The 1,025-nt window shown below is 41.4% G+C and carries 1 protein-coding gene; it reads right to left on the bottom strand.

Going from position 1 to position 1,025, the window contains the following annotated elements:
• Positions 1 to 125 precede the first annotated feature (125 nt).
• The gene (locus B5F71_RS19475) at positions 126 to 905 is read right to left on the bottom strand and encodes a helix-turn-helix domain-containing protein (RefSeq protein ID WP_087213646.1); all 780 of its coding nucleotides are present in this window, start codon (positions 903 to 905) and stop codon (positions 126 to 128) included.
• Between the last annotated feature and the right edge of the window lie 120 nt (positions 906 to 1,025).

The following is a 1,025-nucleotide window of genomic DNA, read 5'->3' as shown; positions in this document are numbered from 1 at the left end:
TTACGCATAAAGTCATAGGTTTTATTAAGTTATTTCTTTCATTTACAAATTTAATAATTCTCTTGGCTTTATGCTATTTTGCTAGCACATTACAAACATAGGAACTAATTCCGCAAACAAGTTATTTATACAGGATTGGTAAACAAATCAGAATAAGGGGCTGAAACTTTTAATAAAGACATAGGTGTATATCCGCTGAGCTTCTTAAACTCGCGTATGAAGTGCGATTGGTCGGAATAGCCGCTTGTGTATGCTATTTGTGCCTGGCTAATTTCTTTGCCCGTTTGATGCTGCATTTGTGCCAAAGCCTTTTGGAATCGGACGATACGGGCATATTCTTTGGGATTCATGCCCACCAATGAATGGAACAACCGTTCAAACTGTTTTTTGCTTAGACAGGTAATGGAAGACAATTCGGTTACGGTTGTTTGAGGAAAACTGTATATCTGCCGTATAGCAGCATCCATTCTCTTGATGTTATATGAAGTTTCGGACAAGTTGTTGGCAATTTGTGACAATAACCATTTTTCGATATAGTTTATACAGACAGAATTATCTTCACAACCGGATATCCGTATAGCCAGTTCATTTAATTTCTTATTTTCCAGGCTATAGCCGGAAACCTCCTGGTTGTAGAAAAGCGATGTGGGTAGATTCAGAAACAGACTCATCGCATGAGGATGGAATACCACCACTATCATTTCTACGTTTCCGTTTGCATATAGGTGTGACGGGAAATTAACCTGACCGCTGATAGCCAGTCTGTCTTGGGACGTGTTTAGTTCAGGGATATAGAGCGGCATCTGTTTATGAAAAATGATTTGAGGACAACCAATAGGAAAAGTAAGGGTATTCTGCGGTTGATTGCTTTTGAATACCCAATAATACCTGACGTAAGGTTGCAATAACTTACATGCCCACCGTCAAGTTAGAAGTGCAACTCCTCCACCGCCTTCCTCCGTCCTTGGAGCGTAGCGGAAAGGGCGGAGGAAGGCGGTGGAAGCCGGGCTTCGGGTCATCCGGCA

Source organism: Bacteroides sp. An269, assembly GCF_002159755.1.
Lineage (GTDB): Bacteria > Bacteroidota > Bacteroidia > Bacteroidales > Bacteroidaceae > Phocaeicola > Phocaeicola intestinalis.
Note: the sequence above shows the minus strand (reverse complement) of the source record. Positions and strands in the feature narration are given on the sequence as shown.